Annotated in this window: 6 protein-coding genes; 4 read left to right on the forward strand and 2 right to left on the reverse strand. The window is 69.3% G+C overall.

The window, feature by feature from the left end; translation table 11 throughout:
- Nucleotides 1-443 precede the first annotated feature (443 nt).
- The 4 genes from ABD54_RS24480 to ABD54_RS24495 all read left to right on the forward strand — a co-directional run bounded on the left by ABD54_RS24480 (nt 444) and on the right by ABD54_RS24495 (nt 5,433).
- Nucleotides 444-1,211 (forward strand): HipA family kinase, encoded by a 768-nt coding sequence (locus ABD54_RS24480; RefSeq protein ID WP_047871900.1) that lies wholly within the window; start codon nt 444-446, stop codon nt 1,209-1,211.
- The gene (locus ABD54_RS24485) at nt 1,208-1,645 is read left to right on the forward strand and encodes a DUF3037 domain-containing protein (RefSeq protein WP_047871901.1); all 438 of its coding nucleotides are present in this window, start codon (nt 1,208-1,210) and stop codon (nt 1,643-1,645) included. The genes ABD54_RS24480 and ABD54_RS24485 overlap by 4 nt, the downstream gene beginning before the upstream one ends.
- A gap of 144 nt (nt 1,646-1,789) precedes the next feature.
- Nucleotides 1,790-3,097 carry a multidrug effflux MFS transporter gene (locus tag ABD54_RS24490; protein WP_047871902.1) on the forward strand — a complete coding sequence of 436 codons (1,308 nt, stop codon included), beginning with the start codon at nt 1,790-1,792 and terminating at the stop codon, nt 3,095-3,097.
- A gap of 221 nt (nt 3,098-3,318) precedes the next feature.
- The gene (locus ABD54_RS24495) at nt 3,319-5,433 is read left to right on the forward strand and encodes an AMP-binding protein (RefSeq protein WP_047871903.1); all 2,115 of its coding nucleotides are present in this window, start codon (nt 3,319-3,321) and stop codon (nt 5,431-5,433) included.
- Between the two features lie 214 nt (nt 5,434-5,647).
- Here the strand turns inward: ABD54_RS24495 and ABD54_RS24500 are convergent, their stop codons facing one another.
- Nucleotides 5,648-6,295: a response regulator transcription factor gene (locus ABD54_RS24500; protein WP_013152994.1), complete on the reverse strand. Its 648-nt coding sequence runs from the start codon at nt 6,293-6,295 to the stop codon at nt 5,648-5,650.
- The coding region (locus tag ABD54_RS24505; RefSeq protein ID WP_047871904.1) for a sensor histidine kinase at nt 6,247-7,061 on the reverse strand (815 nt) is incomplete at its 5' end. The genes ABD54_RS24505 and ABD54_RS24500, both read right to left, overlap by 49 nt.

The following is a 7,061-nucleotide window of genomic DNA, read 5'->3' on the forward strand; positions in this document are numbered from 1 at the left end:
GAGGGGGAGGGCGGGGGATCGGAGCCGACCCCGGTCGTGCCCACGCCGGGGGAGGGCGACGGTGAGTGGGGCGACGCCCCCGAGGACAACCTCTAGCGGGGGAGCAGGCGGCCCGGGAAGCGCGAGGGCCGGTTCCGGCGCGGGCCCCTCCTTGCCGCCGATATAAATCTACGTCGTACAGGTGGCGATTCTTTTCTTCAGAAAAGAAAAACTAACTAGATCGCGCGGCTGCGCCGCACAATCCTACCAATCTCCTTGCCGAAAGCGGTTCGGCGTGTCGCGACGGTCCCGGGGTGTTGCCTAGAACGTGTTCAGGGTCCTTTAGCGGCGCTGTCGGGAGGCGGTTCCGGTGCGGCGGGGGAACCAGAGGTCGCGGGCTTCTGCGTCCGACTCAGCGGCGGGTCCCTCGCGGCGTCGGTGTGCGGGCGCTCCGCGGGTTGCCTATGCTGGTCCGCGTGCTGAGACAGGTGATCGCGACGCGGTACGTGCTGCCGCTGCGCGAAGGAGGTTCGCTCCCGGGGTTGGTCGAGGCCGACGACCTGGGCATGTACGTGGTCAAGTTCCTCGGGGCGGGACAGGGGCGCAAGACACTCGTGGCCGAGGTCGTCGCGGGGGAGTTGGGCCGTGCCCTGGGCCTGCCCGTTCCGGAGCTGGTCACGACGGAGTTCGACGCGGTCATCGGCCGCAGCGAGCCCGACCCCGAGGTGCAGGAGCTGCTCAAGGCCAGCGGCGGGCTCAACCTGGGGATGGACTTCCTCCCCGGTTCGCTGGGCTTCGATCCGCTGACCTTCGAGGTGGACCGGGGTTTCGCCGGGCGGGTGCTGTGGTTCGACGCCCTGACCGGCAACGTGGACCGGTCCTGGCGCAACCCGAACATGCTGCTGTGGCACGGGCGCCCCTACCTGATCGACCACGGTGCGACGCTGATCTTCCACCACAACTGGGCCAACGCCGAGCGGTTCGTGCACCGCCCCTACGACGCCTCCGACCACGTGCTGTCGGGTGCGTCGCCGGACCTGGCCGCCGCGGACGCGGACCTGGCGCCCTTGGTGAACGAGGGTCTGCTGCGCCGTGTGGTGGACCTGGTGCCGGACGAGTGGCTGGCGGACGAGCCGGGGTTCGACGGTCCCGGGGATGTGCGTGAGGCGTATGTGCGGTACCTGCTGGCCCGGGTGGCCGAGCGCTCCTGGCTGCCGGAGGTGACGGTATGAGCGCCCCGAGGCGTTACAGCGACGCGGTGACGACCGGTCGTGTGGGTGAGCGGCGTGAGCGTGCGGTGTTCGAGTACGCGCTGTTGCGGGTGGTGCCGCGGTTGGAGCGCGGTGAGTGCGTGAACGCCGGGGTGATCGTGTACTGCCAGGAGCGGGGGTTCCTGGGGGCTGGTTCGGCGTTGGACGAGCGGCGGTTGCTGGCGGTGGACACCGAGGCGGACGTGGCGGGTGTGCGGCGTGCGCTGGAGGCGGTGGAGGCGATGTGCCGTGGCGGCGAGGGGGCGGGTGCGGCCGGTCGTGAGCGCCCCGGTCAGCGGTTCCGGTGGTTGACGGCTCCGCGGAGCACGATCGTGCAGCCGGGGCCCATCCACGGTGGTCTGACGGAGGATCCGGAGGGCGAGGTCGTGCGGTTGCTGGACCGGCTCGTAAGGTAACCGTCCGGGTCGTAACGGACATCACAGGTGTTCCGGGGGATAAAGAGGAGGCGATCCGCGGGGTCGGGATGTTGGTATGGGAGTGTCCGTCGTCGGCGGGGCTCCTCCTTCCGACGCTCTTCCCGTTCCTGAACTGGAGTGCCTGTGCAGTCCCCGAACTCCCCCTCCGTGGTCCCTGACCGGGAGGCGGTCGAGAGGTCCTCTTCCCCTGTCCCGGTTTCTCCTCCCGCGCCGGACGCGGGTGGGCGCTGGACGCCCTCGCGCAAGTCGGTGGCGCTGCTGGTGCTGGTCCTGGGTGTGCTGACGGCGACCGGGCCGTTGGCGACCGACATGTATCTCCCGGCGTTCCCTCAGATCACGCGGGATCTGGGGACGAGCGAGGCGCGGATCCAGCTCACGCTGACGGCGATGATGCTGGGTTTGGCCGTGGGCCAGTTGGTGATCGGGCCGTTGAGTGACGCGGTGGGGCGTCGTGGTCCGCTGTTGGTGGGCGTGGCCCTGTTCACGGTGACGTCGGTGCTGTGCGTGTTCGTGCCGGACGTGACGTTGTTCATCGCGCTGCGGTTCGTGCAGGGTGTGGCCGGTGCGGCGGGTGCGGTCATCGGTCGTGCGGTGGTGCGCGACCTGTTCGCGGGTGATGACGCGGTGCGGTTCTTCTCGCGTCTGGCGCTGGTGATGATGTTGGCTCCGCTGTTGGCTCCGTTGGCGGGTGCGCAGTTGCTGCTGGTGGGTCCGTGGCAGTTGAGTTTTTGGGTGCTGGCGGTGATGTCGGCGCTGAGCTTTGTGCTGGTGTTGGTGTGGTTGCCGGAGAGTCTGCCGGTTGAGGACCGGCGTCGGCAGGGTCCGCGTCAGTTGGTGGCGACTGTGGGTGGTCTGCTGCGTCAGCCGCGTTTCGTGGGTCCCGTGCTGACGTTGGGGCTCAGTTTCGGGATGTTGTTCACGTACGTGTCGGCGTTCTCGTTCGTGTCGCAGACGGAGTTCGGTGTCTCGCCGCAGTTGTACGCGGGGCTGTTCGCGGTGAACGCGCTGGGGATGATGGCGGGTACGCAGCTGAACGGTTTCCTGGTGGGTCGTGTGGAGACGCTGCGGCGCCTGGGGCTGGGGCTGGTGCTGGCTCTGTCCTCGGTGGGTGTGTTGGCGGTGTTGGCGGTGTTGGGTGTGGCCCAGTTGTGGGTGGTCGTGGCGTTGCTCGCGTTGATGATGCTCAGCGTCGGGTTCATCATGCCGAACGCGACGGTGACGGCTCTGGACGGGCAGCCTGCGGCTGTGGCGGGTACGGCTTCGGCGTTGATGGGTGCGTTGCAGTTCGCGCTGGGCGGTGGTGTGGCGTCGTTGGCGGGGCTGACGGAGACGGGTGAGCCGTCGTTGGTGAGTATGGCGGTGGTGATGGTGTCGGTGGCGGTGTTGTCGTTGCTGGCGTATGTGTGGTCGGTGCGCACGAAGGTGCGGTGAGCGTTTTTCGCTGGTGTGGGCCCGGGTGCTGTGGGCGGGTGTGCCGGGCCCTGGGTGTGCTGCCGGGGCGGGCGGGTTGTGGCCGCGGTGTGGGCTGGGACTTCGCGGGTCTGCGTTCCGGGTTGCCGTGTGGTGGGGAAATAGGCACAGTAGGTCGAAATCCCCCGATTGAGGTGGGCCTGTCTGGCCTGTCTTCCGATGCGGCAAGAGGATGAGTGGGTATGGGTGGTCCGAGTGTCACTCCTGGTATGTGGGCTCGGGGTCTTTCCGGGCTGAGCGACCTGGTGTACGGGGTGGCTACGGAGGAGGCCCATGCGGAGGTGTTCTCCGTGCGCGGTGAGCGCGGCCGGTGGGAGCGGGTGAAGGCCGGCGGGTTCGCCACGGAGGTGACGGCGGTCGCCAAGGGTCTGGTGGCGGCCGGTGTGGGTGAGGGCGACCGGGTCGTGGTGGTGTCGGGGTCGCACCAGGACTGGGTGCGGTTGGCGTTCGCCGTGTGGTCGGTGCGTGCGGTGCTGGTGCCGTTGCCGGAGTCGGTGTCGGCGGAGCGTTTGACGCATGTGGTGCGGCAGACGCGTCCGGCGGCCGCGGTGGTGCAGGGCGAGCGGTCGTTGCGCACGGTGTCGGGTTTGCAGCGTGAGTTGCCGGACCTGGGCCGGGTGTGGCGGATGGACGCTGGTCTGCCGGGTGTGGCGTCGCTGGGTGCGTACATGGACGCGTCGTCGGTGCGGTTTCGTCGGGACGGGGCTGTGGCCGAGGACGTGGCGGTGGTGCTGTATCCGGTGAGTACGGTGTCGCGGCTGACGCGGGGTGTGGTGCTGTCGCACGGGGCGTTGTTGTCGGCGGCGGCGGATGTGGTTGACCGGATGTGGCCGCGGTTGTCGGAGTTGCCTGAGGGTCGGGCGAGCACGTTGTTGGATCTGCCGTTGTCGCAGATCTCGGGGTTGGCCGCGTTGGTGGCGTGCATGGTGGGGCGTGTGCGTGTGGGGTTGGCGGGCCCGACGGGGTTGATGCGGCAGGTGGAGGCGTTCAAGCCGACGGTTCTGGTGTGTTCGGGCCGGGTTTTGGAGGGTGTCTTCGACGTCGAGCGGGGGAGTGCGCGTTCGACGGGGTGGGACTCGTTGGGCACGTTCAACGCGGCGGTGGAGTCGGCGGTTCAGTTCGACCGGTCGCCGCGCAGGAGTGCGTGGCAGCGGTTGTCGCGGTCGATGTATGACTGGCAGTTCTCGCGGGTGCGGGAGTTGTTCGGCGGCCGGGTTCATCTGGCGGTGTGCTGGGGTGGCGGGTTGTCGGACCGGTTGGACTCCTTCTTCGGCGGTGTGGGGATTCCGGTGGTGCAGGCGTTCGGTACGGCCGAGGCCGCGGGTGTGTTCACGGCCGGTGCTGTGGGGGACCGGGTTCCGGGGACGGTGGGGCGTGCCCTGGAGGGCCGTGAGGTGTGGGTGTCGCGTGAGGGTGAGATCCATGTGCGCGGCGGTGCGGTGTTCTCGGGGTACTGGGGTGAGGGTGAGGCCTCGCGGAGCGCGTTCCGTGAGGGGTGGTTGGCGACGGGGTACGCAGGTGAGGTGGACGCGGACGGGGTCGTGAGTGTGGCGGGTCGGCTGCGGTTGCAGGCGGCGACGGAGGAGTTGGCTGGGCGGTTCGTGGCGCGCGGGGTGGATGAGGCCCCCGCGTTGGAGGGCCGTGTGCTGGAGGAGCCTGAGGATCGTGCTCTGGAGGGGCGTCCGGCGCGGGGGCGTCGTGGCACTGAGGAGGGTGTGCGTCGGCGGGAGGCTCCCGCGTTGGAGGCCGCGGTGGAGCAGGAGCCCGGTGCGGTCTCGGGTGAGGATTCTGGGGAGGTGTTGGCGGTGACGGCCGCCTTCGCCGCGGTGGATCCGGCCGGGGTTGGTGAGCCCGCGGGGGTGGAGGCGCGGGAGCAGCGCGTGGAGCGGGGGGACGCGGAGCTGGTGGCGGGGTTCGAGGCGCGGTTGCGTGCTCATCCGTTGATCAGTCAGGTGTTGGTGATCGTGGAGGGGCGGCCGTTCGCGAGTGCGTTGGTGACGTTGGTGCGTGACCAGTTGGAGTACTGGCGGTTGGTCAACGGTCGGCCGTTGGCGATGGCTGCGGAGGAGATCGCGGGGGATCGTGATCTGCTGCGTGAGGTGCAGGGTTTGGTGTACGAGGCCAATCGGAGTGTGCCGCGTCATCTGGCGGTGCGGTCGTTTCATGTGTTGGCGGAGGAGTTCACGGTGCAGTCGGGGTTGGTGCACGCGTCGGGGGAGTTGCGGCGTGAGGCGGTGCTGCGGGCGTTCGCGGAGGAGATCGACGGGTTGTACCGGGTGCGTCGTGAGCAGCAGTAGGGGGTAGTGGGCGGCGGTGTCGGGGCCGCGGTTCGGGCCGGGTGGTCTGGGCCGCGGCCTTTGGTGTGTGGGAGCGTGGCGCCGGTGCCGTGGGCCGGGGAGTCCTCGCACGGGTACGACCTGCGCGGGCGGCTGGCGGCGGTGTCGGGCGGGTGCGCACGCGTGGTCCGGTCGGGTGGGTCCGGGGTGCCGAGGGGGTGCGATCGGCGGGTGGTTACTGGCCGTTGAGGAAGGCCAGGACGGCTAGGACGCGTCGGCTGTCGTCGGAGGAGGGCGGCAGGTCGAGTTTGGTGAAGATGTTGTTGATGTGCTTGCTGACGGCTTTTTCGGTGATGTAGAGGCGTGCGGCGATGGCGGAGTTGGAGCGTCCTTCGGCCATTTCGGACAGGACTTCGCGTTCGCGGGGGGTGAGTTGGGCCAGGGGGCCGCTCTGGTCCTGGCGGGCGAGGAGTTGGGAGATGACGGCGGGGTCCATGGCGGTGCCGCCGTCGGCGACGCGGCGGACGGCTTCGATGAACTGGCCGATGTCGAAGACGCGGTCCTTGAGGAGGTAGCCGACGCCGCCGGTGTCGTCGGAGAGCAGTTCGCGGGCGTAGAGCTGTTCGACGTGCTGGGAGAGCACGAGGATGGGCAGGCCGGGGATCTGGGTGCGGGCGGCGATGGCGGCCTGGAGGCCTTCGTCGGTGAAGGTGGGGGGTAGGCGTACGTCGACGACGGCGACGTCGGGTTTGTGTTCGGTGAGGGCGGTGTGCAGGTCGGGGCCGTTGTCGACGGCGGCGACGACGGTGAAGTCGTGTGCCTGGAGGAGGCGGATCAGTCCGTCTCTGAGGAGGGCAAGGTCTTCGGCGATGACAACACGCACGGGATCTCCAGGGTCACGATGGTGGGGCCGCCCGGGGGGCTGGTGATGTTCATCGTGCCATCAAAGGCGTCCAGGCGTCGGCGGATGCCGGCCAGACCGCTGCCTGGGGCGGGGGTGGCGCCGCCGGTGCCGTTGTCGGTGGTGGTGATGACGAGGCGGTTGCGGCCGTGGTTGATGTGGATCCAGGCGTGGGTGGCGTGGGCGTGTTTGGCGGTGTTGGTGAGGAGTTCGGCGATGGCGAAGTAGGCGGCGGATTCCACGGGGTCGGCGGGGCGGCCGTGGAGGTCGATGGTGACGGTGATGGGCAGGTGGTGGGTGAGGGCGAGGGCGTGGACGGCGCCGTCGAGGCCGCGTTCGACGAGGACGGGTGGGTGGATGCCGCGGACGAGGTCGCGGAGTTCGGTGAGGGCGTGGCGGGTGGTTTCGCGGGCTTCGGTGAGCATGGCTCGGGCGGTTTCGGGGTCTTTTTCGACGATTTGTTCGGCCATGCCGAGGTTCATGCCCAGGGCGACGAGGCGGGCTTGGGCGCCGTCGTGGAGGTCGCGTTCGATGCGGCGGATCTCTGAGGCCTGGGTGTCGATGGTGTGGGCGCGGCTGGTGGCGAGGTGGGCGACGCGGGCGGTGAGTCGGGTTTTTTCGGAGGGGGAGAGCAGGAGGCGGTTGAAGCGCAGGTAGGTGTCGGCGGCCAGGGGGATGAGGAGCCAGCCCAGGGTGATGAGGGCCAGGGCGGGGATGAGGATGATGAGTTGGTTGAGGGTGGTGGTGG

It is taken from the genome of Nocardiopsis sp. RV163 (genome assembly GCF_001029525.1).
GTDB lineage: Bacteria > Actinomycetota > Actinomycetes > Streptosporangiales > Streptosporangiaceae > Nocardiopsis > Nocardiopsis dassonvillei.